General features: G+C 53.9%; 22 protein-coding genes and 5 tRNA genes. 17 read left to right on the forward strand and 10 right to left on the reverse strand.

The features are described 5' to 3' along the window. Positions 1–7: 7 nt before the first annotated feature. The 11 genes from cbiK to ldtA all read left to right on the forward strand — a co-directional run bounded on the left by cbiK (position 8) and on the right by ldtA (position 8,971). Positions 8–802, forward strand: a complete 795-nt coding sequence (gene cbiK / locus WM46_RS03595) for a sirohydrochlorin cobaltochelatase (RefSeq protein WP_061074587.1) — start codon at positions 8–10, stop codon at positions 800–802. Next, positions 799–1,512, forward strand: a complete 714-nt coding sequence (locus tag WM46_RS03600) for a cobalt-factor II C(20)-methyltransferase (RefSeq protein ID WP_061074586.1) — start codon at positions 799–801, stop codon at positions 1,510–1,512. The genes cbiK and WM46_RS03600 overlap by 4 nt, the downstream gene beginning before the upstream one ends. Continuing rightward, entirely contained in the window at positions 1,509–2,246 is a 738-nt protein-coding gene (gene cbiM, locus WM46_RS03605) for a cobalt ECF transporter S component CbiM (protein WP_042318216.1), read from the forward strand. The genes WM46_RS03600 and cbiM overlap by 4 nt, the downstream gene beginning before the upstream one ends. 1 nt (position 2,247) lies before the next feature. Further along, on the forward strand, positions 2,248–2,529 hold the full coding sequence (locus WM46_RS03610; protein ID WP_102601462.1) for an energy-coupling factor ABC transporter substrate-binding protein: 282 nt from the start codon (positions 2,248–2,250) through the stop codon (positions 2,527–2,529). Further along, positions 2,516–3,193 carry an energy-coupling factor ABC transporter transmembrane protein gene (locus WM46_RS03615; RefSeq protein ID WP_102601463.1) on the forward strand — a complete coding sequence of 226 codons (678 nt, stop codon included), beginning with the start codon at positions 2,516–2,518 and terminating at the stop codon, positions 3,191–3,193. The genes WM46_RS03610 and WM46_RS03615 overlap by 14 nt, the downstream gene beginning before the upstream one ends. Before the next feature lie 8 nt (positions 3,194–3,201). After that, complete coding sequence (locus tag WM46_RS03620) at positions 3,202–4,017, forward strand: energy-coupling factor ABC transporter ATP-binding protein (RefSeq protein ID WP_102601464.1); 816 nt, start codon at positions 3,202–3,204, stop codon at positions 4,015–4,017. Further along, on the forward strand, positions 4,014–5,534 hold the full coding sequence (locus WM46_RS03625) for a cobyric acid synthase (protein WP_061074583.1): 1,521 nt from the start codon (positions 4,014–4,016) through the stop codon (positions 5,532–5,534). Before WM46_RS03620 ends, WM46_RS03625 begins: the two co-directional genes overlap by 4 nt. Beyond that, complete coding sequence (cobU, locus tag WM46_RS03630; RefSeq protein WP_102601465.1) at positions 5,531–6,076, forward strand: bifunctional adenosylcobinamide kinase/adenosylcobinamide-phosphate guanylyltransferase; 546 nt, start codon at positions 5,531–5,533, stop codon at positions 6,074–6,076. The genes WM46_RS03625 and cobU overlap by 4 nt, the downstream gene beginning before the upstream one ends. Next, positions 6,073–6,816, forward strand: coding sequence for an adenosylcobinamide-GDP ribazoletransferase (cobS, locus tag WM46_RS03635; protein WP_061074581.1), 744 nt, complete (start codon positions 6,073–6,075; stop codon positions 6,814–6,816). Before cobU ends, cobS begins: the two co-directional genes overlap by 4 nt. A 25-nt stretch (positions 6,817–6,841) precedes the next feature. Next, positions 6,842–7,909, forward strand: coding sequence for a nicotinate-nucleotide--dimethylbenzimidazole phosphoribosyltransferase (gene cobT / locus WM46_RS03640; protein WP_061074580.1), 1,068 nt, complete (start codon positions 6,842–6,844; stop codon positions 7,907–7,909). A gap of 129 nt (positions 7,910–8,038) precedes the next feature. After that, complete coding sequence (ldtA, locus tag WM46_RS03645) at positions 8,039–8,971, forward strand: L,D-transpeptidase (protein WP_102601466.1); 933 nt, start codon at positions 8,039–8,041, stop codon at positions 8,969–8,971. A gap of 60 nt (positions 8,972–9,031) precedes the next feature. On the opposite strand, the gene WM46_RS03650 is transcribed toward ldtA, so the two are convergent. The 3 genes from WM46_RS03650 to WM46_RS26795 form a co-directional block, all read right to left on the reverse strand. After that, positions 9,032–9,107, reverse strand: a tRNA-Asn gene (locus WM46_RS03650). 100 nt (positions 9,108–9,207) lie between these two features. Then, complete coding sequence (locus WM46_RS03655) at positions 9,208–10,695, reverse strand: EmmdR/YeeO family multidrug/toxin efflux MATE transporter (protein WP_187394439.1); 1,488 nt, start codon at positions 10,693–10,695, stop codon at positions 9,208–9,210. Position 10,696: 1 nt separating this feature from the next. After that, complete coding sequence (locus WM46_RS26795; protein ID WP_222859958.1) at positions 10,697–10,849, reverse strand: DUF5951 family protein; 153 nt, start codon at positions 10,847–10,849, stop codon at positions 10,697–10,699. Between the two features lie 6 nt (positions 10,850–10,855). Here WM46_RS26795 and WM46_RS03660 point away from each other — a divergent pair. Continuing rightward, positions 10,856–10,931, forward strand: a tRNA-Asn gene (locus WM46_RS03660). Between the two features lie 55 nt (positions 10,932–10,986). Here WM46_RS03660 and WM46_RS03665 read toward each other — a convergent pair. From WM46_RS03665 to WM46_RS03675, 3 genes are all read right to left on the reverse strand, one after another. Then, positions 10,987–12,441 carry an AMP nucleosidase gene (locus WM46_RS03665; protein WP_102601468.1) on the reverse strand — a complete coding sequence of 485 codons (1,455 nt, stop codon included), beginning with the start codon at positions 12,439–12,441 and terminating at the stop codon, positions 10,987–10,989. A gap of 115 nt (positions 12,442–12,556) precedes the next feature. Then, positions 12,557–13,873, reverse strand: a complete 1,317-nt coding sequence (shiA, locus tag WM46_RS03670) for a shikimate transporter (protein WP_102601469.1) — start codon at positions 13,871–13,873, stop codon at positions 12,557–12,559. A gap of 208 nt (positions 13,874–14,081) precedes the next feature. After that, a tRNA-Asn gene (locus WM46_RS03675) sits at positions 14,082–14,157 on the reverse strand. A gap of 327 nt (positions 14,158–14,484) precedes the next feature. Here WM46_RS03675 and nac point away from each other — a divergent pair. Together nac and cbl are read left to right on the forward strand one after the other, a co-directional pair. After that, the gene (gene nac, locus WM46_RS03680) at positions 14,485–15,402 is read left to right on the forward strand and encodes a nitrogen assimilation transcriptional regulator NAC (protein ID WP_102601470.1); all 918 of its coding nucleotides are present in this window, start codon (positions 14,485–14,487) and stop codon (positions 15,400–15,402) included. A gap of 101 nt (positions 15,403–15,503) precedes the next feature. Then, positions 15,504–16,454, forward strand: a complete 951-nt coding sequence (gene cbl, locus WM46_RS03685) for an HTH-type transcriptional regulator Cbl (protein WP_061077895.1) — start codon at positions 15,504–15,506, stop codon at positions 16,452–16,454. Between the two features lie 37 nt (positions 16,455–16,491). On the opposite strand, the gene WM46_RS03690 is transcribed toward cbl, so the two are convergent. Together WM46_RS03690 and mtfA are read right to left on the reverse strand one after the other, a co-directional pair. Next, positions 16,492–16,567, reverse strand: a tRNA-Asn gene (locus WM46_RS03690). A 100-nt stretch (positions 16,568–16,667) separates the two neighbouring features. Then, entirely contained in the window at positions 16,668–17,468 is an 801-nt protein-coding gene (mtfA, locus tag WM46_RS03695; RefSeq protein ID WP_102601471.1) for a DgsA anti-repressor MtfA, read from the reverse strand. A gap of 93 nt (positions 17,469–17,561) precedes the next feature. Here mtfA and WM46_RS03700 point away from each other — a divergent pair. Next, a tRNA-Ser gene (locus tag WM46_RS03700) sits at positions 17,562–17,651 on the forward strand. A 397-nt stretch (positions 17,652–18,048) separates the two neighbouring features. Here WM46_RS03700 and WM46_RS03705 read toward each other — a convergent pair. Beyond that, positions 18,049–20,895 carry an autotransporter outer membrane beta-barrel domain-containing protein gene (locus WM46_RS03705; protein WP_102601472.1) on the reverse strand — a complete coding sequence of 949 codons (2,847 nt, stop codon included), beginning with the start codon at positions 20,893–20,895 and terminating at the stop codon, positions 18,049–18,051. Positions 20,896–21,408: 513 nt separating this feature from the next. After that, on the reverse strand, positions 21,409–22,599 hold the full coding sequence (gene ompC, locus WM46_RS03710) for a porin OmpC (protein ID WP_102601473.1): 1,191 nt from the start codon (positions 22,597–22,599) through the stop codon (positions 21,409–21,411). Positions 22,600–23,246: 647 nt separating this feature from the next. On the opposite strand from ompC, the gene drpB reads away from it, so the two are divergent. After that, entirely contained in the window at positions 23,247–23,516 is a 270-nt protein-coding gene (drpB, locus tag WM46_RS03715) for a cell division protein DrpB (RefSeq protein WP_061078062.1), read from the forward strand. A gap of 52 nt (positions 23,517–23,568) precedes the next feature. Further along, entirely contained in the window at positions 23,569–24,267 is a 699-nt protein-coding gene (locus WM46_RS03720; RefSeq protein WP_061077892.1) for a phosphohydrolase, read from the forward strand. Positions 24,268–24,306 lie beyond the last annotated feature (39 nt).

Raw genomic sequence — 24,306 nt, forward strand, 5'->3', positions numbered from 1 at the left:
TCAGAAAATGAAAAAAGCGCTTCTGGTGGTTAGCTTTGGCACCAGCTATCACGATACCTGCGAGAAGAACATTGTGGCCTGCGAGCGCGATCTGGCCGCCAGCTGTCCTGACCGCACCTTGTTCCGTGCCTTTACCTCGGGAATGATTATTCGCAAGCTTAAACAGCGTGATGGTATTGAGATCGATACCCCGCTGCAGGCGCTGCAAAAGCTTGCTGAGCAGGGATATCAGGATGTGGCGATTCAGTCGCTGCACATCATTAACGGCGACGAATATGAAAAAATTGTCCGTGAAGTGCAGACACTGCGTCCGCTGTTTACTCGCCTGACGCTGGGGGTACCGCTGTTGAGCAGTCATGACGATTACGCGCAGTTAATGCTGGCCCTGCAACAGCAGATGCCTGCGCCTGCCGACAATGAAAAAGTGGTGTTCATGGGCCACGGCGCCAGCCATCACGCGTTTGCCGCCTATGCCTGCCTTGACCACATGATGATGGCGCAGGGCTTTCCGGCGCGCGTCGGCGCGGTGGAGAGCTATCCGGAAGTCGATATTCTGATTGAGAGCCTGAGCAAAGAGGGGGTCAAAGCCGTCCATCTGATGCCGCTGATGCTGGTGGCGGGGGATCACGCCATCAACGATATGGCTTCGGACGACGATGATTCGTGGAAAACGTTGTTCACCGCAGCGGGGATCACGGCAACGCCGTGGCTGAGCGGTCTTGGCGAAAATCCGGCGGTGCGGGCGATGTTCGTCGCGCATCTGCAGCAGGCGCTGAGCGTGGCGATGGAGGAAGCGGCATGAGCGGCAAACTGTATGCCCTGAGCACCGGCCCGGGAGCGGCCGATCTGATTACCGTTCGCGCCTCCCGCATCCTGGGTTCACTGGATATTCTCTATGCCCCGGCGGGACGTAAGGGCGGCGACAGCCTCGCGCTTTCCATCGTGCGGGAGTACATCGGCGAAAACACGGAACTGCGCTGCTGTCATTTCCCCATGAGCGCGGACAGTGCGGAAAAAGAGGCGGTCTGGGACGAAGTGGCTGCTGCGCTGGTTAAGGAAGTGAAGGCAGGCAAACAGGTGGGATTTATCACCCTGGGTGACGCCATGCTGTTCAGCACCTGGGTCTTTTTACTACAGCGCATCGGGTGTCCTGACTGGCTGGAGATTGTCCCTGGCGTGACGTCGTTTGCCGCCATTGCCGCACGATCCAAAACGCCGCTGGCGATGGAACAACAGTCACTGGCGGTGATCTCTTGTACTGCGCCGGAAGCGGAAATCGCTCAGGCGCTACGCCAACACGACAGTCTGGTGCTGATGAAGGTCTATGGTCGCTTCGCGCGGATTAAAGCGCTACTGGATCAGGCCGGATTACTGGATTGTGCACTGATGATGTCCGAAGCCACGCTCCCTGGAGAGCAGTGCTGGCGGCATCTCAACGAGGTCAGCGACGATCAGCCGTTGCCTTATTTCTCGACCATCCTGGTCAACAAACAGTGGGAGTATGCAGAATGAAACTCGAACAACAGCTGAAACAGCTGTCATTCAGTGGTCTGGCTGCGGCGCTATTGCTGATGATTGTGCCGGAGCAGGCGTTCGCCATGCACATCATGGAAGGGTTTTTACCGCCGATGTGGGCGCTGGCCTGGTGGCTGCTGTTTTTACCGTGCCTGTGGTATGGACTGGTGCGCCTGCGACACATCGTGATGGATGACAGCCATCAGAAAGTGCTGCTGGCGCTGTGCGGGGCGTTTATTTTTGTGCTGTCGGCACTGAAGATCCCGTCGGTTACCGGTAGCTGCTCACATCCGACAGGCGTCGGGCTGGCGGTGATCCTGTTTGGCCCGGGCGTGGTGGCGGTTCTCGGCGCTATTGTACTGCTGTTCCAGGCGCTGTTGCTGGCGCACGGTGGCTTAACCACCCTGGGCGCGAACGGCATGTCGATGGCGGTGATTGGTCCGGTTGTCGGCTATATGGTGTGGAAGATGGCCTGCCGTGCCGGGATCCGTCGTGATGTCGGCGTCTTCCTCTGCGCCATGCTGGCGGATCTGGTGACCTACTTTGTCACGTCGGTGCAGTTGGGTGTGGCCTTCCCGGACCCCGAAGCGGGTGCGACAGGGTCTGTCGTCAAGTTTATGGGGATTTTCTGCCTGACGCAGATCCCGATTGCTATCGCCGAAGGCTTGCTGACCGTGATGATCTACGACCAGCTGACAAAACGGCAACTGATTACCGCGCAAGGACATTAACATGAAAAAGACGCTGATATTGTTAGCCATGGTGATTGCTTTGGTCGTATTGCCGTTCTTTATCAATCACGGCGGAGAATACGGTGGTTCGGACGGTGAAGCGGAAAGCCAGATTCAGGTGGTGGCTCCGCATTATGAACCGTGGTTCCAGCCACTGTACGAACCGGCGAGCGGGGAAATTGAAAGCCTGTTGTTTACGTTGCAGGGCTCGCTCGGCACCGCGGTGATTTTCTATATTCTGGGCTACACCAAAGGCAGACAACGCCGTGATGACCGGGCTTGATCGACTGAGCTATCAGAGCCGCTGGTTTCATGTCGCACCAGAGCGTAAGTTCCTGTTCTGGCTGCTGCTGATGACCCTGGCGTTTACCCTGCCTGCCTGGGGGCAAGGTATCGAGCTGGCGCTGATTGCCGGGCTGACCTGCTGGCTGCTACGCATCTCCCTGCGCCGCTGGTGTCGCTGGATGGCGCTGCCGTTTGGCTTCCTGCTGGTCGGCGTGGTGACGATCTTGTTCAGCGTCAGCCGCGACCCACAAACGCTGCTGGTCAGTTTTCCGATTGGCAGTTACTGGCTGGGCGTAACGGCGTCCGGGCTGCATACCGCGAATGAGACGTTCTGGCGTAGTCTGGCGGCGCTGGCCGCTACGTTCTGGCTGGTGCTTAACCTGCCGTTTCCGCAGTTGATTTTACTGCTCAAGCGGGCGCGGGTGCCGCGACTGCTGACGGAGCAGATCCTGCTGACCTGGCGCTTTATTTTTATTCTGTTAGATGAAGCGATGGCCATTCATCGCGCGCAAACGCTGCGTTTTGGCTATCGTAGTCTGCCGATTGGCTATCGCTCGCTGGCGATGCTGGTGGGCGTTTTGTTTACCCGGGTGCTGATTCGCTATCAGCAAATGGCAGCGATGTTAGATATCAAATTGTATCAGGGTGATTTTCACCTGTAAGGAAAAGCATGCTTGCCACCACCGACCTCTGGTTTCGTTATCAGGATGCGCAGGTACTTAAAGGGCTGACGCTGGATTTTTCGCAGCATGCCGTCACCGGACTGGTGGGCGCCAACGGCTGTGGGAAATCCACCCTATTTATGAATCTGAGCGGATTACTGCGACCACAACAGGGCGCGGTACTGTGGCAGGGAAAACCACTGGACTACAGTAAGCGCGGCCTGCTGGCGCTGCGTCAGCAGGTCGCGACAGTGTTTCAGGATCCCGATCAGCAAATTTTCTACACCGATATCGACAGCGATATCGCCTTCAGCCTGCGCAATCTTGGCGTGGAGGAGGGCGAAATTGCCCGACGAGTCGACGAGGCGTTAACGCTGGTGGATGCCCAACATTTTCGCGAGCAGCCGATTCAGTGCTTAAGCCACGGGCAGAAGAAGCGGGTGGCCATCGCCGGTGCGCTGGTGTTACGGGCGAAATACCTGTTACTGGATGAACCCACGGCGGGGCTTGATCCTTCAGGGCGCAGCCAGATGATCGACATCATCAAACGGATTGTGGCGCAGGGAAACCACGTGGTGATCTCCAGCCATGACATTGATCTGATTTATGAAGTCAGCGATGCCGTCTACGTGTTACGTCATGGCGAAGTGCTGGCGCACGGTGAGCCGGGTGAGGTTTTTGCCCATACGGAACTGATTGAAGAGGCCGGGTTAACGCAACCCTGGCTGGTAAAACTGCATGCAGAGCTAGGCATGCCGCTGTGCAAAACCGAAGATGAATTTTTCAGTTGTATGCGACAACGCGCAATCAAGGAGGCGTCATGACGCAGGCCATTATGTTGCAGGGAACGGCGTCTGACGTCGGCAAGAGCGTTCTGGTGGCGGGACTGTGCCGCATTTTTTATCAGGATGGTCGGCGGACCGCACCGTTTAAGTCGCAGAATATGGCGCTCAACTCCGGCATCACGCCGGAGGGGAAAGAGATGGGGCGCGCGCAGATTTTCCAGGCCGAAGCGGCGGGCATTGTGCCGGATGTCCGCATGAATCCGGTGCTGTTGAAACCGACCAGCGATCGCAAGGCGCAGGTGGTGCTGATGGGACAGGTGGCGACCGATATGGATGCGGTCAGCTATCACGAATACAAGCCGCGCCTGCGTGAGCAGATCCTTTCCGTTTACACCAGTCTGGCGCAGGAGTTTGATGTACTGGTGCTGGAAGGGGCGGGCAGTCCGGCGGAGATCAACCTGCGTGACCGCGACATCGTCAATATGGGGATGGCTGAGATGGCGCAGTGCCCGGTGATCCTGGTCGCCGATATCGATCGCGGCGGGGTGTTCGCCTCCATCTACGGTACGCTGGCGCTGCTGCATGAACACGAGCGTGCGCGGGTGAAAGGGGTGATCATCAATAAGTTTCGTGGTGATGTGGCGTTGCTTAATCCCGGTATTGAACAGATTGAAAGCCTGACTGGCGTTCCCGTGCTGGGCGTGATGCCGTGGCTGGATGTCGATCTTGAAGATGAAGATGGCGTGGCGTTACAAAAAGGAAAATACCTGCGCACGGAAAAACGCGACATCAACATTGCCGTGGTGCAGATCCCGCATATCTCCAATTTCACCGATTTTAACGCGCTGGCCGCACAACCCGATGTGCGCGTGCGTTATGTGCGCCATCCGCAAGAACTGGCGGACGTTGACCTGGTGATCCTGCCAGGCAGTAAAAATACGCTCGGCGATCTGGTGTGGCTGCGTGAAAGCGGCATGGCCCACGCGGTGTTGCAGGCGCACCAACAAAACATCCCCATTGTTGGGATCTGCGGTGGCTATCAGATGCTCGGCGAGACCATTATTGATGAAGTCGAGTCGGGACTGGGAACGCTACCGGGGCTGGGGTTGCTCGATACGGTAACGCATTTTGCCCAGCGGAAAACCACAACCCAGGTCACGGCGACGATGTCGTCGACACTGCCGGACTGGCTGTCTGCGGCGTCCGGGTTGCCGGTGCGCGGCTATGAAATTCACATGGGCGAAACGACGCTGAACGGTGATTGTCAGTCGGTGATGCAACTGCAGAAGCACGGTGAAAACGTCGCGGATGGCGCCGTCACCGCCGACGGACGGGCGTTGGGGACCTATCTGCACGGCCTGTTCGACAGTGATGATTTTACGCGAGCGCTGGTCAATGGCCTGCGCGTGCGTAAAGGGCTGGCTCCCCTGGATCCCACCTTCCAATACGCGCAATATAAATCGCAGCAGTTTGATCTGCTGGCGGATGCGATGCGGCAACACATCGATATTGAGAAAATTTATACCATCATGCAGCAACACCGGGAGCCCGTATGATGATTCTGGTCACTGGCGGCGCGCGCAGCGGTAAGAGTCGTCATGCCGAAGCCCTGATCGCTGATTTCCCGCAGGTGCTGTACATCGCGACATCGCAGATTTTTGATGACGAGATGGCAGCGCGTATTCAGCATCATCGTGATGGACGTCCAGCGCACTGGCGTACCGCCGAGCGCTGGCAGCATCTTGATGCGCTGATCACCGCGGATAACGCGCCGGATGAAGCCATTCTGCTGGAGTGCATCACCACCATGGTCACTAACCTGTTGTTTGCCTTTGGCGGCGACGGTGACCCGGATAGCTGGGATTACGCCGCGCTGGAAACGGCGGTTGAGGCGGAGATCCAGGCGCTGATCGCGGCCTGTCAGCGATGCCCGGCCAGGGTGGTGCTGGTGACCAACGAAGTCGGGATGGGGATCGTGCCGGAAAACCGTCTGGCGCGGCACTTTCGGGATATCGCCGGGCGCGTGAATCAGCGTCTGGCGGTGGCGGCCGATGAGGTGTGGCTGGTGGTATCGGGTATTGGAGTCAAAATTAAATGAGTAAGTTGTTCTGGGCAATGCTCTCTTTTATTACGCGTTTGCCCGTTCCGGGTCGCTGGTCGCAGGGACTGGAATTCGACCAGTATTCACGCGGTATTGTGACTTTCCCACTCATTGGCCTGCTGCTCGGCGCGTTGAGTGGGCTGGTGTTTATGCTCTTCCAGGCCTGGTGCGGTGCACCGCTGGCGGCGCTTTTCACCGTGTTAGCGCTGGCGCTGATGACCGGGGGCTTTCACCTCGATGGTCTGGCCGACACCTGTGATGGCGTTTTTTCTGCCCGCAGTCGGGAACGTATGCTGGAGATTATGCGTGACAGCCGCTTGGGAACGCACGGCGGTCTGGCGCTCATTTTTGTTCTGCTGGCGAAAGTGCTGGTGATCAGCGAACTGGCGCTACGTGGTACCCCTATGCTGGCCGCGCTGGCGGCTGCCTGTGCCGTTGGACGTGGAACAGCCGTGCTGTTGATGTATCGCCACCGCTACGCCCGTGAAGAGGGGTTAGGTAACGTCTTTATCGGCCATGTCACCGGGACGCAAACCTGCTTTACCCTTGGCCTGGCCGCGATTCTGGCGGCGGTCTTGCTACCTGGAATGCAGGGGGTGGCGGCGCTGGTCGTAACGATGGTGTCTGTCTTCCTGCTGGGACAACGGTTAAAACGGACGTTGGGTGGGCAAACCGGCGATACGCTGGGTGCGGCAATAGAACTTGGCGAGTTGATATTCCTGCTGGCTCTGCTGTGAGTCAGCCAACACAATGAGAACGCATATGCAAACGTTAACCTCTTTACTCCGCGAAATTCCGCCGCCAGACCGCGGCGCGATGACACGCGCTCAACAGCATATTGATGGCCTGCTTAAGCCGCCCGGTAGCCTGGGCCGACTGGAGGCGCTGGCGGTACAGCTGGCCGGTATGCCAGGTCTGAACGGTGTACCGCGTGTCGGTGAGAAAGCGATACTGGTGATGTGCGCCGATCACGGTGTCTGGGATGAAGGGGTTGCCGTTTCGCCTAAGGTGGTGACCGCGATTCAGGCGGCAAATATGACGCGCGGTACGACGGGCGTTTGTGTGCTTGCCGCTCATGCCGGTGCAAAGGTTCATGTGATCGACGTGGGGATTGATGCTGAACTTATCCCCGGCGTGGTGAATATGCGCGTCGCGCGAGGGTGTGGAAACATCGCCACCGGCCCGGCAATGAGTCGTACACAGGCGGAAGAACTGCTGCTGGAAGTCATTCGCTACACGCGCGAACAGGCGCAGCGCGGTGTGACGCTGTTTGGCGTTGGCGAGTTGGGGATGGCGAATACCACGCCTGCCGCGGCGATTGTCAGCGTCTTGACAGGCAGCGAGGCTGAAGCGGTTGTAGGAATTGGCGCTAACCTGCCGCTTTCTCGCGTAGGCAATAAAGTGGAGGTGGTTCGCCGGGCGATTGCCGTCAACCAGCCCAATCCGCATGATGGGGTGGACGTGCTGGCAAAAGTCGGAGGTTTTGACCTGGTGGGCATGGCGGGCGTTATCCTGGGCGCAGCGTCCTGCGGTTTACCGGTGTTGCTGGATGGCTTCCTGTCCTACTCGGCAGCGCTGGCCGCCTGTCAGATTGCGCCGGAGATCAAACCGTATCTCATCCCTTCGCATTTCTCAGCCGAAAAAGGCGCACGGATTGCGCTGGAGCACCTGGAGCTCGAGCCTTATCTCAACATGGGGATGCGTCTGGGGGAGGGGAGCGGTGCTGCACTGGCGATGCCAGTTGTAGAGGCTGCCTGCGCAATGTACAGCAATATGGGGCAACTGGCCGCCAGCAATATCGTGCTGCCGGATGGTAAAGAAACCGCCTGATGCGCTTCGGATCTGGCCTGCGTGTCATGCTGTTCGCCGGCCAGTTTCAGAAGACGGCAGTGGGTGTAGGTTTACGACCGCTAAAAAAGCTATAATTTCCCTACATCTGCCGCGACTGAGGAAAGGGAAATGTTACCTCGTGTAAAATTGTTTTGTTCATTATTTATGCTGCTTGCAAGCCAGAGCGCGCTGGCTGTCAGCTATCCACTGCCACCTGAAGGAAGTCGTCTGGTTGGAAATCCGCTGACGATTACCGTTCCCGATAAGAATACGCAACCACTTGAAGCATTTGCCGCTCAGTACGGGCAGGGGCTGAGTAATATGCTGGAAGCGAATCCGGATGTGGATGTGTACCTGCCGAAGTCGGGTTCCACGCTGGTTGTGCCGCAGCAAATCATTCTGCCTGCTACCGTTCGTCAGGGCATTGTCGTGAACGTGGCGGAGATGCGTCTTTACTACTATCCAAACGGCAGCAATACGGTTGAGATTTTCCCTATTGGTATTGGCCAGGCAGGGCGAGAAACGCCGCGTAACTGGGTGACGAAAGTCGAGCGTAAGCAGGAAGCGCCGAGCTGGACGCCGACGGCGAATACCCGTCGTGAATACGCAAGCAGGGGAGAAAGCCTGCCCGCCTTCGTTCCTGCCGGGCCGGATAACCCGATGGGTCTGTACGCCATCTATATTGGCAAGCTGTACGCTATTCATGGCACCAACGCGAATTTCGGCATTGGGCTGCGCGTAAGCCAGGGCTGTATCCGCTTACGCAACGACGATATCGAATATCTGTTCCAGAGCGTGCCAGTCGGTACCCGCGTACAGATTATCGATCAGCCGGTGAAAACCGCGACGGAGCCGGACGGCAGTCGCTGGATAGAAGTGCATGAACCACTGTCCCGCAACCGCGCAGAATATGAATCTGACAGAAAAGTCCCGCTGCCGATCACGCCTGTGATGCGTAGCTTTATGAGCGGTGAAGGGGTCGATATGAACCGCGTCAGCGAAGCGCTCGAACGCCGTTCGGGGATGCCCGTCAACATCAGCCACGGACAAACCAGCATTTAATGGCGCCGGAATGGTTATCTGAAAAGCAAAAAGCCCGCTAAAAAGCGGGCTTTTTAAATCTGGCTCCTCTGACTGGACTCGAACCAGTGACATACGGATTAACAGTCCGCCGTTCTACCGACTGAACTACAGAGGAATCGTTGTGAACGGGGCGCATATTAGCGATGCCCACTGCCGTTGTCAAAGCCTGAATGCGCCATCGCGATTGTTTGTCGAAATATTCCTCATTTCGCCGTTTATTCAGACGCAACGGGTGATTTTGTCAGCTTTTCATGTTCCGGACGCGGGTATTTCCACAGCCAACGTCCGCTAACCATACGCCAGTAAAACAGCACTGCACGTACCGCCCAGTCGAAGAACATCCCCATCCAGACCCCGACAACTCCCCAGCCAAGAACAATCCCCAGCGTATAGCCAGCGACGACACGACAGCCCCACATTCCCAGCATCGATACCCACATGGCGAAACGTGCGTCACGTGCGCCTTTAAAGCCTGAAGGTAAAACCCAGGAAGCAGCCCAGATCGGCATAAACGCCGCGTTGAGCCAAATCAGGATGACAACAACGTCTTTTACCTCCTGATCGCGGGTGTAAAACGATGCCATCAGCCCGGCAAACGGCGCGCTCAGCCAGGCGATAGCGGTCAGGCCAATCGTGGAAAGCCAGAACACATGGCGCAATTGAATCTCCGCCTGGGCAATCTGTCCGTTTCCCAGACGTCTACCGGTAATGATGGTGGATGCCGACCCCAGCGCGTTCCCCGGCAGGTTAATCAGCGCGGCGATGGAGAATGCGATGAAATTACCCGCAATGACGCTGGTGCCCATCCCGGCGACAAACATCTGCGTTAATAACTTGCCGCCGTTGAACAGTACCGATTCAATGCTGGCCGGAATACCGATCCCCATCACTTCCCAGATAATGGCGAAGTTCAGCGGTTTAAAGTAACTTTTCAGCGGAATGCGCAGCGCCGGGTTAAAGCCAATCATCAGCACCCAGATAATGGCAACCGCGCCGATATAGCGCGAAATGGTCAGCCCCAGTCCGGCACCGACAAAACCGAGCCCTTGCCAGGAGAAAACCCCGTAAATCAGGATGCTACTGATAATGATATTGAGGATATTCATCCCACCATTTATCAGCAGCGGAATTTTCGTATTGCCCGCGCCGCGCAACGCGCCGCTGCCAATCAGAGCAATCGCCGCGGCAGGATAACTAAGGACCGTTAATTCCAGATAAGTCAGCGCCAGCGCTTTCACTTCCGCTGTCGCTTCGCCTGCCACCACATTGATAATCTGCGCGCCAAAGTAATGAATCACCGCCGCCAGAATCACGGCAAACAGCGTCATAATCACCAGAGATTGCCGGGCCGCAGCACGGGCGCGTCGGCGGTCACGTTTACCAAGGCTAAAGGCCACCACGACCGTCGTCCCCAGATCGATAGCAGCAAAAAAGGCCATAATCACCATGTTGAAGCTGTCAGCCAGACCGACGCCCGCCATCGCTTCTTTCCCCAACCAACTGACCAGAAACGTACTGAGTACGCCCATCAGCAAAACACAGGTATTCTCCAGAAAAATAGGCACAGCAAGTGGGGTAATTTCGCGCCAGAAAAGTACCTTATAACTCTTGCGTTTGGCATACCAGGGCGTGCGGGTGACGACCTGGCGTAGGGCAGCGGAGACGTTCAAAATGGACCTTAGAGAAGAAAGTTGAAACCTCATTTCAAATGATGAGGGAGAAACGGAAAAGCTGCAAAGTTTTTTCCCGATTAAATCTCCGCAATTGCAACAAATTGTTGAGAGAAGCGCCAATTAACCGTGAATGTCGGAAATGTGGTTTGACAAAAGATTTTTCGCCGCTAAGATAAGCCTCCACAACGATTCCTCTGTAGTTCAGTCGGTAGAACGGCGGACTGTTAATCCGTATGTCACTGGTTCGAGTCCAGTCAGAGGAGCCAGATTTAAGAAGCCCGCTTATTAGCGGGCTTTTTGCTTTTCTGCCTTTAGTCCTTCTTAACGGAATGGCGGCTCGTTGAAGGTGCGCAGTTTGCGGGAGTGCAGACGGTCGCCTTCAGCACGCAGCAGGTCAATGGCGCGAATACCAATCTGCAGGTGTTCGGAAATGGCCCCCTCGTAGAAACGGTTTGCCTGGCCGGGCAGTTTGATCTCGCCGTGCAGCGGTTTGTCAGAAACGCACAACAAGGTGCCATAGGGGACTCGGAAACGGTAACCCTGTGCGGCAATGGTGGCGCTTTCCATATCAATCGCCACGGCGCGACTCAGGTTAAAACGTAGCGCTGAGGCGGAGTAGCGCAATTCCCAGTTGCGATCGGAGGTGGTCACCACCGTTCCGGTACGCAGGCGCTGTTTGACCTCTTCACCGGGCATGCCGCTGACCATCTTCGTAGCGTCATACAGGGCGCGTTGCACTTCTGCAATGCTTGGAATCGGGATATCCGGCGGCAGCACCGCATCCAGCACCTGATCGTCACGCAGATAGGCATGGGCAAGCACGTAATCGCCAATCGTCTGGCTTTCACGCAGGCCGCCGCAGTGACCAATCATCAACCAGACATCCGGGCGCAGGACCGCCAGATGGTCGCAAATTGTTTTGGCGTTAGACGGGCCTACGCCAATATTCACCAGCGTGATCCCCTGACCGTCGGCTGTGATCAGATGCCAGGCTGGCATCTGGTGTTTCTTCCAGGCCAGATCGGAAATGGCTTCTTCGGGCGCTTCCGTTTCAGCGGTGATCCAGATGCCTCCGGCGCAGGAGAGCGCAATATACGGGCTGTCCGGATCCAGAATCTGACTGCATCCCCAGCGCACAAACTCATCCACATAGCGGGTGTAGTTGGTGAACAACACGAACGGCTGAAAATGTTCCACCGGCGTGCCGGTATAGTGACGCAGCCGGGCGAGTGAGAAATCGACCCGTCGTGCGTCAAAGTGCGACAGGGGAGAATACTCGACGGGATGATAGATGCCATCTGCGGTTTCATCGCCAATTTGCGCCAGTTCGGTGGTTGGGAAATGGCGGGTTAGCCCGGCGCTCATTGAGCGGTCAAGCGTAAGCTCAGAACCGTCAATCACGTAGGGATAGGGGATCTCATGCTGTGAGGGCTCGACGGTGATCTGTGCGTCGTAATCCTGATACAACAGTGTGAGCTGTTCTTCCAGATAAGGGCGGAACAGTCCCGGACGGGTGATGGTCGTGGTATAGCAACCCGCATGAGTAAAGCGCCCATAAGCACGGGTTTTCGGGGGATTGGTGGCATTGCCATCCCAGGTAACAGAAAGCGATGGATAAACAAAAAGACCTTTACTCCGGGCGGTGAGATCGGGAAGCTCCCCCGTTTCAATGTACTTGCCAATGGCACTGCGTAGCGCCTGAACCGACTGCTCGTAGAGTGCGTCAAGTTTTTCCAGCGCTTGTGCAGGCGTCAGGCTGGAGCCCTTACTCTTCATCTGTGTCTCCTTGTTCTACAGGTGTACTGCTCACCCGATAGTATGTCACCGGAATGTGAAACAAAAGTCAGAGTTTTAGCGAAGAGGCGAGAGCCGAATGGCCCTCGCAGAGAACTCAGGCGTGTTGCTTATCTTTCATCAACAATGCAGTGGCGGCCGAAATCAGACAACCTGCCAGCAAGTAGATAGCCACGCTGTGCCAGTCACCACCCGAGAAGGTAACCAGCGCCGCGGCGATGAAGGGGGTGAATCCGCCGCCCACCACGCTGGCGACCTGATAACCCACGCCAGCCCCGCTGTAGCGATATCCCGCACCGAACATGCCGGTGAACATCGGTTGCTGCACACAGACCACCATGTCATGCGCGATGTTAGCAAGCATGATCGAGAAGAACACAATCCAGAATATTGATTGCGCTTCCAGCGCCATAAAGAACGGGTATGCGCTGAGTGTGCCAATCAACGCACCGGTAATATAGACGCGCCGACGGCCAAAGCGGTCTGCCAGCCAGGCAAAACAGGGGATGGTCAGGCAGCTTAGCCCACCGACCAACAGGCCGATATTCAGAAAGAGCTCACGCGGCAGGCCGAGGTTTTGCGTCGAGTAGTTCAGGGCGAATGCGGTAACGATGTACATCGTCAGCAGTTCGCACAGACGGAGCGCAATAATCTTTAAAAAGGCGCCCGGATGGCGTGCGAGCGCTTCCATCACCGGCAGGCGCTTTTTCTCATCGGGTGCCTGTTGTTTCTGCTGTTCAAATTCTGCTGACTCTTCCATCCCGTTTCTCACCCATAGCGCGCCGAGCACCAGGACGATACTGAACAGGAACGGAATACGCCAGCCCCAGCTCAGGAACTGCTCGTCGGTCGTCAGATAACTGATCAATGACACAAGACCAGTGGAAAGTAGCAGGCCGACGCCGTAGCCCACCTGAACACCGCTGCTGTAGAACGCTTTTTTGTTTTCCGGCGCGCTTTCTACGGAGAGTAGCGCGGCACCGCCCCATTCACCGCCGACGGCAAATCCCTGAATCGCGCGCAGCAGTACTAACAGTACCGGCGCCCACCAACCGATCGCGGCGAATGAAGGAAGAATGCCAATCAATGCTGTGGCAATACCCATCATCCAGACGGTGAGCATCAGCATCCGCTTACGGCCTAAGCGATCGCCGAAGTGGCCGAAGATCACGCCGCCCAGCGGACGGAACAGAAAACCGACGCCAAAGGTGGCAAACGCGGCAAGCGTACCCATTGCCGGGCTGACCTGCGGGAAAAACTCACGGTTAAAGACCAGCGCGGCGGTAATGCCATAAAGTAGAAAATCGTACCAGTCGACGACGGCACCAGCAAAGCTGCCCAGTGCGGCGCGTCTGGCGCGATTTAGCGATGGCGTTTCCTCTGCGGAGGGGGGGGAAATGAGGGTGGAGTCCATAGTAATCCTGTCTGTACTGATTTTATTATTAGTATGGGAATAAGAGTCACACACATTGCGGCCAATCTATAAGTGGCTGTTATGAGACTACCGCGACAGACAGGAAGAGAAAACGATTTTTAATCCGCTGAGGGCAGAACAGGAAAATGAAGCGGATATGGCGTCTGGAAAAGCAAAAAGCCCGCTAAAAAGCAGGCTCTTCAAAATTTGGCTCCTCTGACTGGACTCGAACCAGTGACATACGGATTAACAGTCCGCCGTTCTACCGACTGAACTACAGAGGAATCGTGTGAACGAGGCGCATATTAGCGACGACGATTGGGGTTGTCAAAGGGGGAAATGCGATTGTGCGTCTGTTTGCTGACAAAACCAGCAAAGCGGCGAACTTTCGGTCTCCGGCAGGTTTTGCCCCATTCTGGTGCGAGCCTACCCCGGATGGGGCAGATCGGAAACCGCTGACGGGAATCGATATTACCGATAACAATCATAAATGCTTATTTTACGGGTGGTTAACACCAATTCCTTCTCTTATCCGAAACTGGCAAGCATCTTGCAATTCTCTCCTGACATCACTGCCAGCATGGGTTCTGGCATTCCGGACAGGAGGCAAAATGAACTTCAGACGATTGAAATATTTCGTGAAAATTGTCGATATTGGTAGCCTGACACAGGCCGCTGAAGTATTGCATATCGCACAGCCCGCGTTGAGTCAGCAGGTTGCCACTCTGGAAGGTGAGCTCAATCAGCAATTGTTAATTCGAACCAAACGGGGGGTGACGCCCACCGAAGCGGGAAAAATTCTCTACACCCATGCGCGGATGATCCTTCGTCAGTGCGAACAGGCGCAGTTAGCTGTCTGTAATGTTGGGCAAACCTTAACGGGGCAGGTGTCGATCGGTCTTGCGCCGGGGACTGCCGCGTCGTCGGTCACCATGCCGCTGCTACAGGCGGTACGCGCAGAATTGCCCGAAGTGCTGGTGTATCTGCATGAAAATAGTGGGGCCGTACTGAACGATAAATTGTTGAGTGGGCATCTGGATATGGCAGTGCTCTACGAGCGTTCTCCGCAGGCAGGCATTACCAGCCAACCTTTGCTCAAAGAAGACCTCTTCCTTGTGGGTACCCGCGATTGTCCAGGGCAGAGCGTGGATCTTACCGCCGTCGCACAGATGAATCTTTTTCTCCCTCGCGACTACAGCGCAGTCCGTTTGCGGGTTGATGAAGCCTTCTCGCTGCGTCGTTTAACGGCGAAAGTCATCGGTGAGATTGAGTCGATCGCTACGCTGACCGCGGCGATTGCCAGCGGCATGGGCGTGACGGTATTGCCGGAGTCAGCTGCGCGCTCCCTGTGCGGCGCGGCAAATGGCTGGATGGCACGCATCACTTCGCCGTCGATGAGCCTGTCTTTGTCGCTGAATATGTCGGCAAGAGGGAGTTTGTCACCACAGGTGCAAGCGGTAAAAGAAATTCTGATGTCGCTGGTCAGCAGTCCGGCTTTGGATAACCGCGAGTTACAGTTGGTCAGTTAAGCGTTATTCCATGACGGAATAAGATGCAGGTTTTTATTATTTGTTATGCCGGACATCAGACTTTAACAATAGCGACATGTCTGATGTATCCGGAGTGACGAGTGAATTTCCAGCAGCTAAAAATTATCCGTGAGGCAGCCCGTCAGGATTACAACCTGACGGAAGTCGCCAATATGCTCTTTACCTCACAGTCCGGGGTAAGCCGGCATATTCGCGAGTTAGAAGATGAGCTTGGGATCGAGATATTTATCCGTCGGGGCAAGCGTCTGCTTGGCATGACTGAGCCGGGTAAGGCGTTGTTGGTAATCGCCGAGCGTATTTTAAATGAAGCCAGTAACGTACGCCGACTGGCGGATTTGTTCACTAATGACACCTCGGGTGTGTTAACCATCGCCACGACGCACACGCAGGCGCGATACAGTCTGCCGGGGGTGATCAAAGCCTTCCGCGAATTATTTCCGGAAGTCCGTCTGGAATTAATCCAGGGAACGCCGCAGGAAATAGAGACGTTATTACAAAATGGTGGGGCGGATATTGGTATCGCCAGCGAGCGGTTGAGCAACGATCCCCTTTTGGTCGCTTTCCCCTGGTTCCGCTGGCATCACAGCCTGTTAGTGCCGAATAATCATCCGTTAAGCCTGGTTTCGCCGCTGACGCTGGAGTCGATCGCCCACTGGCCGCTGATCACCTATCGGCAAGGGATCACCGGGCGTTCCCGCATTGATGAAGCCTTTGCCCGTAAAGGTCTGCTGCCTGATATTGTCCTCAGCGCGCAGGATTCCGATGTGATTAAAACCTATGTCGCGTTAGGACTGGGGATTGGTCTGGTGGCGGAACAGTCCAGCGGTGAACAGGAAGAAGGGGCGTTGACACGTCTGGATACCCGGCATCTGTTTGACGCCAACACCGTCTGGCTGGGACTGAAGCGCGGGCAACTCCAGCGCAACTACGTCTGGCGATTTATCGAACTGTGTAATGCGGGATTGTCCGTGGAGGATATCAAGCGGCAGGTGATGGAGCCTGATGACGTGGCGATTGATTATCAGATATAAAGCAAAAAGCCCGCTAAAAAGCGGGCTCTTCAAAATTTGGCTCCTCTGACTGGACTCGAACCAGTGACATACGGATTAACAGTCCGCCGTTCTACCGACTGAACTACAGAGGAATCGTGTGAACGAGGCGCATAATACTGACCTCATTACGGCGTGTCAACAGTAAAATTAGCACGCCTTTTCAAGTGGTTAATTAATCCCCAATATGAGGTGTCAGTGAACCTGCGCAGGGTTATACACATCATCTTCGTCTTCGCCATCACGAAGGCGTTGCAGTGGGTCCTGTTGATAAAACTGGCAGAATCGTTGCCACAGCGCGGGGAAGCGTGGTGCAAAGAGTTCCGGGGCGCTGAAGAAATATTCTGACAGGACTGCAAAACATTCCGCCGGATCGCTTGCCGCGTAGGCGTCAATGCTCGACGCCGTTTCACCCACCAGATCAATTTCATCCTGAATATTGTTCATTGCGGCATGCAGGTCATGTTCCCAACTGGCCACTTCCCGCAGGGGAATCAGCGGAATACCGCTGGCGCGATCGCCATTGCGCATGTCAAGTTTGTGGGCAACTTCATGAATAACAAGGTTAAACCCGGAGGCGTCGAAGGAGTCCTGAATATCCAGCCAGTTCAGGATGATTGGCCCTTGTTGCCAGCTTTGTCCGGACTGAACAACGCGCTGGTTGTGGACCAGGCCAATATCATCTTCCCATTCGTCATCGACGACAAAGGGAGCAGGGTAGATTAGCACCTCATGGAAGCCATCCAGCCATTCGATACCCAGTTCCAGAACCGGCAGACAAAAAAGCAGGGCGATGCGCGCGCTTTTCAGCGAGTCGAGTTCGAACCCCTGAAGGGCGACCAGCCTTTTTTGCTGCAGGAATCGCTCTGCCAGCGCAATGAGTCTGGCTTGTTCTTGCGCGGTCAGGGTCACAAGCAGGGGGATTGCAAGGGCTTCCTCCCACTGAGCAGACTCATTTTGCGCGGTGTCTTGTGCTTTCCAGGGCCACTTAATCATCGATTTGCTCGCAAACTCGTCACTTGAACAAAATTGAAGGGACAGGGTCTGTTAAAATGCCAAATTACCTGGCATGATGGCAACCATCAAAACGGAGAGATGCCGGAGCGGCTGAACGGACCGGTCTCGAAAACCGGAGTAGGGGCAACTCTACCGGGGGTTCAAATCCCCCTCTCTCCGCCACTATTCAAACACTTAGCTTACTTCCATTCAACGACACCCGTCACACTTGGTATAGTGTTGGTATACTCGTTTGGTATATTTCTCGCCTTAATCATCTTCTGATTTAGCTAAAACGGGAAGATCCAGGGCTGCGAATTTTCTTACTTTGCGATCCTGAACATGAGCATGCTTTTAGCGTGTCCAGGATCTGTAGAAGGAAAGAAAGAAGAGGGGGACGTGTCAGCGAAATGATATCGCATTAATGTCGCAGTGGTGGGAGATGTGGAGGCGTGAATACACCTCCACATTATGTTGATCACCTGCAAGTTAATATATTTCAACGTAGTACAACATTTCGCTAACGCTTTTCAGAACAGTATTTTTACTGCTCATTCAGGTTTCATAGCCTACATTACGTTTAAAAGCTGAAGCGATATCCGCCGCTGACTTGCTTCTGATCAAAGGCATTTCCCTGCGTGTAATCGGCTTCCAGGTAGAGTGTGTGCTGCTTGTTGAACTGTGCACTCACACCCACACCATTGTCCCAGCCATTACCTTTAAAGCTGTGCTTCTCCGGGGAGCCGTTCAGGCGATAATCGGTATCTCCTGAAAACTCTCTGATACCTCCGGTCTTCACATACATATTCAGCTGGCTGTTGCCAGTGGCGACGTCGTACCCCACTACCACACTGGCGCGTCCTAACATCGATTCGTAGCGACTCAGATGGATATTGAGACCATTACTTGCCTTCATATCCATGTCATTTTGCTGGCTGTACGTGAATTGGGCCTGCGGCTCAATATAGAACCCATTACCCGGTAGGTTCAGACTGAACTTCTGCCCGGCTTCCAGAGAGGTACTGAATCCACTGGCGCTACTGCCAGCACTGACGCCGTTGTTCTGACTGTCCAGTACATGGAAGCTATTTTTCTGGCGTGACGCTTTTACAACCAGATCGCTGTAAAAGCCGCTTTGCGCCATATAGCTGGCGTACATTCCCATGTAATCTGAACGTGCTGTGCCGTCACCCCCGCGATAGTCCGGTGACGCGTGTGTTGAACCAATAAACAGACCTATGTACAAAGGCGTTTCGTCAGAGAGGCGTTTATCCACACCAAACTGAATACCACTGTAACCCATATCAAAGCCGCTCAGTTTGCCACTGGCAAAGGAGTCCAGGCTTCCTCCGTACCCGCGAAGCCAGATATTACCTTCCTTGCTCTGATTTCTCAGGTCGCCCATCCGCTGCATCAGCGTACGGTTTTCGACATAGTTCATCAGATAGCCGACGTTGAGATAATTGCCACCGGCATCAGCTGTTGTGGTTGGCTTAGGCGCCGGCGTTGGGGCTGGATCGGGTTTTACGATGGGGGGCTGAGCGGGATCCGGCGTGGGCGCAGGTTCGGGAACCGGCTCCGGGGCCGTCCCGGAAGCGTAAAGCTCCCAGTTGGTCCCATTTTTACGCACATCATACAGATATCCCCCCAGCTCAACCTGAGAAGAGGCGGTGAATGAGGCCGCACCGTCAGCAGTTTGTACAACCGTCAGAACTTCATTTCCGGTTGTCGCCTCGCTGCCCTGGTTGTTGATCGTCAATACGTGATTGCCGGCGCTGCTTCCGCTGACATTCAGTAAATCTCCAGCGTTATTAACGCCATCCCCCTCACCAACGACATCGGCACGCATAACAAAGTTGCTGCTACCACTCAGGTTCGCCACGTTTAATGTGGTGAATGCGTTGGCAGATGCGGCGCGACTGGCCAAATCGACCGTTGAATGAGTTAGCGTCAGCGTGTCGAGGTTCGAATCACTCGTCACGTTCCAGACGCTATTGTCCATTGCGACGTCCAGTCTCCCGCCATTGACATTGTCGCTGAGGGAGGAACCCGTCCAGACCGATCCGGAACGCATGTCGAGATTGATAAGCCCACCTCTGGAAAGAACGCTGCCGTTGATCAACATCTGTCCCGCGGCGTTGATTCGGCTGGCGGCATAACCTGCATCATGCTGCGTCGCGATGGCCACCTGATCGGGGGTGGCCATTGCGATGATCAGATCGTTCGTCAGATCAATCTGGCTGTTGGTCATGGCGTAAACCCCTCGGGTTCCTGCCGCGCCAGTGATCGTCAAATTATCTCCGGTTATTTTACCGCGACTAAGCGTCCACAAACCCAGTCCCAGGCCGCCATTACGATCAACCGTAATATCGGTGTTTTGCATGTTGATAACGGCCGTTGCGCTCTGCGCTGAAGCACCATAAGATCCGCCGGAGGAGATACTGTTCCGTTGTACTGTCGTGCCAGAAAAATTGATCGTTGCGCCCGCGCCGCTGGTCACGAGTCCCCCGCCCAGGGCGGATGAAATGTGACTGTCTGCACCAATAGTGGTCGTTCCACCACGTACTTCGATGCCATTGGCGCTCGCGCCATTCGTGTCCACAGTGAGTCCAGCCGCGTTAACCTGGCCAAAACTCCAGATGCCGTGTGCGTAGTCACCATGAGTTTTAATTGTGCTGTTTGTTCCCAGGTCGACAACAGAGTTCCTCTGTACGTTTATGCCTGAGGCGCTGTGACCCTGAACATCAATCGTCAGGTTTGTCGCCGTAAAACGTGCAACGCCGTTGGCTGAATTACCGTTGAGACCCCCGATATAAATCCCTGTGCCTCCGTCGGTTTTGATCTGGCTTCCGCTACCCAGATCGACACTACTACCATAATCGTTAATGCTTAAGCCCGTTCCGCTTGTGCTCTCAATGGAGAGTTGGCTGGCTAATAACGTTGAGCTATGCCCAACAACAACGCCGTCACCGCTACTTTTAATGGTGCTGCCTGTGCCTAAGTCAGCATGTGCAGAGTTACCGTTGATATTAATACCGACGGCAGAGGTTTGACCGACAACGTCTACTGCCAGTTGGTTAGCGGTCAGGGTGCTATTGTTACCCTGCAGAATGATCCCTTTGGCATAACCTGAAGGGTCGTTGACATTGACGGTAACATTATTACCCAGGTTGATGTTACCGGGTGTATTGCCTGTTGGGGTCATCACGCCATAAATGCCACCGTAGGGATCAACGCTATCACCTGTAATTCTGTCACCATCGTTAACGTTAATATTAGTACCACTCTGGCTGCCTAAATCAGCAGCCTGCACTAATGGTGAAAAGACAATTGCATTCAAACCAATAGCACTGATCGTTACCAGTTGAATTGAAAATTCAGCGAGGCGATCGACCCCAACATTTCTATTGTGTCGTTTGATGTTCATACTACTCCTGTATAGTACCCGACCCCGGGGCCCATAGATTCCTGTCAATTAACATAAGCTGGGAAATAATGCGCACTCATTACTGCCAGATTATTGATGTACTGGCGTCCAGATGAGGGAATGGAGAATAACCATCTGTTACCGGGTGCAATTAGAAGGTAATTAATTTCCCTCTCGCGAGAACGAGTCAAGAATAAATTGTTCGCATGACTGCAGTCGTCCTTTATTCCACTAAGTGACTATAAATAGGCCAAAAAATATTGTCAAAAATTCAGTCATGTCACAGAGGGAGTGTTTTTGTAAAAGTCTTATTTGTGTTTGGATATTTCCAGGTCATTATTTGGTTTTAAACAAAAGTGTTAGCATGCGGGTGATTTTCATATCATCAATAATAAGATAATGCATAAAAGCTTCAGCGGCATTTTTTTGTAAATGAATTTATATGCGGGTAGAGTCTGAGGGGGAGAGGCACAAAAAAGCCCGCCGGAAGCGGGCCTGACAGTGTTCTGGAGATTAGAACTGATACACTAAACCCAGAGCAACGATATCATCGGTTGCGATGCCGTTGTCTGCATAGAAGTGGTCATCGTTATCCAGCAGGTTGATTTTGTAATCAACGTAGGTGGACATGTTTTTGTTAAAGTAGTAAGTCATACCCACATCAACATATTTCACCAGATCTTTGTCGGTGTAACGTGCGTTACCATTGCCGTCGAGATCCTGACCTCCCAGGTCGACGCCTTTAGATACCAGATAAGCAATGGATGGGCGCAGGCCGAAATCGAACTGATACTGTGCAACTGCTTCAAAGTTTTTAGTTTTGTTGGCGATACCGCCTTTAAGTGTGCCATCATCATATTTACCACTGCCATAGGCGTTCATATTGCGAGTTTCGGCATACATCGTGGCCAGATAGACATTGTTCGCGTCATATTTTGCGCCAATAGTCCACGCTTCAGCCGTTTCCCCGCCAGCGTATTTGATTTCGCGGGAACGATCGCCATAACCATGAGTAACCTGATTATCAGTACGATCGGAATTTGAGTAGGCCGCTCCCAGGCTCAGACCGAAGTCAAAGTCATAGGAGGTGGACATACCGAAACCGTCGCCATTCTCTTGTGCCCGTTTACGTGATTCATTACCGTTACCAGTACCTTCACCCGCTCCGCCATTCTCATTATTGCCCTGATACTGCAAGGCAAAGTTCAGGCCATCAACCTGACCGAAGAAGCCTTTGTTACGGTAGGTGGCAACGCCGTTAGTACGACCCAGCATATAGACGTCGGTCTGGGTGTAGGTATCACCACCAAATTCTGGCAGCATATCGGTCCACGCTTCAACGTCGTAAACGACGCCGTAGTTACGACCATAATCAAAGGTGCCGTTCTGGCCAAAGCCTAAGCCGGCAAAGCCCAGACGCGTCCAGGAGTTACCGTGGTCGCTTTCGGTTGTATTTGCCTGGATATTGTATTCCCACTGGCCGTAGCCGGTGAGTTGATCCATGATCTGGGTTTCACCCTTGAAGCCCAGACGTGCATAGGACATGTCACCGTCGCTGCCGGAATCGTCAGAAAAATAGTGTAAACCATCAATTTTTCCGTACAGGTCCAGTTTATTGCCGTCTTTATTATAGACTTCAGCTGAATGGGCTGCGCCAGCAATCAATAATGCTGGAACGAGCATTGCCAGTACTTTTCTTTTCATTATGTATTCCCTTATGATAATAATCTTCATGAATAAGTGCTGCTTTCCAGAAGAGCACGTTTGGATACTATTCCAGGAGTTCATTTTATTTTAAAAATAACATGTAACAATTGTATTTTAAATATTTCTAAATATTTCTTTGTGAGTATTTATAATTCATTTCATATGATCAACATAAAATACATTCATGATTTATATGATTCAATATCAATTAGTTATGATTGTTATGTTGATATTTATTGTTTGAATGCTTTTCAGGTGATAACCGTACCTGTTTACCGGATTTGATAATAAAAAAACCGGCATAAATGCCGGTTATAAAAAATAAATAATTTAACAATAAAAAGGCTAATGACACGTGCATAGTGCCATGATTAATATAAAACAGAAACCGGACTAATGGGGGGGCGTTTTATTTATTTACGATATGAGTCAATAAACGGAAGTCTGGAGAGTTCTGAAAATAAGCGGAAATAACAGGAGGTTCCGTGACATAACTAAAATTGCCCTGGATCAATACATCTGCAAAATCAATGGTTGATGGCTATATTGTGACGCACAGAACAGAAAAATGTGACTATAATCACAAAAAAGAGCAAAAAAACCTTTCGAGTTACATCACAAAAATGGAGTTTCCTTTGAGCAGTATGGAAGAAAGAGCAACGCGGAGTCTGGGCGGTAAACTGGCATTGTGGGTGTTTTACGCTTTCTGCGTCTATTTTGCCTGGGCCATGCTTCGCTATGCGTGGGTGATCGGCCACATCCAGTCAATTCCGGTTGCCGGATTTGAAAGTTCGCTTGGCTCAACCAGTGGAAAATGGATAGGGGCTCTGCTGGGTTTTCTGGTTCTTGGGCTGGTGGGGCTGATTCTCGGCGGCATCGCCTGGTATACGCGCCCGCGCCGTCAGCCTACGTGAAGACGTCGGAGAAACTTGCTACTGTAGCCTTTCTTAACGTACGGGAGGCACTGTGGATCTTCAGCACTGGCAATCACAATTTGAAGCATGGCTATGCAACCATCACACCCGGCAGGACGCCGCGCATGATATTTTTCACTTCCGCCGCGTCTGGGCGACGTCCCGGCAGTTAATGGACGGGCAGGCGGTCGATGGGCTGGTCGTGCTGACCGCGTGTTATTTTCATGACATTGTCAGCCTGGCCAAAAATCATCCGGATCGTCATCGCTCGTCGATCCTGGCTGCCGCAGAAACTCGCCGTATCCTCATCCGTGATTTTCCCGCTTTCCCCGAGTCGCGACTGGCGTCGGTTTGTCATGCGATTGAAGCCCACAGTTTTAGCGCAAATATTGCCCCCCTCACTCTGGAAGCGAAAATCGTTCAGGATGCTGACAGGCTTGAAGCGCTAGGGGCGATTGGGCTGGCGCGCGTCTTTGCGGTTTCCGGCGCGTTAGGCGTGGCGCTTTTTGATGGTGAAGACCCCTTTGCCGAGCGGCGAGCGCTCAACGATAAACAGTTCGCTCTCGATCACTTTCAGACCAAATTACTGGCGTTGCCCGACACCATGCAAACCGAGCGTGGCCGGGAACTGGCCCGGCATAATGCCGGGTTCCTGGTGAACTACATGGCAAAACTGAGCGCGGAGCTAAAAGGGGAGTACGAATCTGTCGATCCGGCGGTGATTCGCACGTTTAGTCCCAGCCACTCGTGAGGCGAATTTTATGTTAACCTGACGCCACTCTTTTTTGGT

The organism is Citrobacter freundii complex sp. CFNIH2 (assembly GCF_002880615.1).
Classification (GTDB): domain Bacteria; phylum Pseudomonadota; class Gammaproteobacteria; order Enterobacterales; family Enterobacteriaceae; genus Citrobacter_A; species Citrobacter_A amalonaticus_F.